Raw genomic sequence first — 223 nt, 5'->3', positions numbered from 1 at the left:
CCGCATTGTATGCATAATACCCAGCAGTGTCAACTGCGATGAGCAGCGACTCTACCAGGTCAGATTGTGCGGCTGAAACAGAAAAAGGGGCTGACTTTCAGCCCCTTTTTCCTTAGATCATTCGAATAATTTATTCGATGATCTTTGAGACTACGCCGGCACCAACGGTACGACCACCTTCACGAATCGCGAAGCGCAGGCCATCTTCCATGGCGATCGGAGC

The 223-nt window shown here is 50.7% G+C and carries 1 pseudogene; it reads right to left on the bottom strand.

The features are described from left to right. Positions 1 to 130: 130 nt before the first annotated feature. Positions 131 to 223: pseudogene (locus tag B2590_RS04835) on the bottom strand (elongation factor Tu); the annotation flags it as partial.

This window comes from Marinobacter sp. UBA3604, from assembly GCF_002375325.1.
In the GTDB taxonomy this organism is placed as follows: domain Bacteria; phylum Pseudomonadota; class Gammaproteobacteria; order Pseudomonadales; family Oleiphilaceae; genus Marinobacter; species Marinobacter salarius.
Note: the sequence above shows the minus strand (reverse complement) of the source record. Positions and strands in the feature narration are given on the sequence as shown.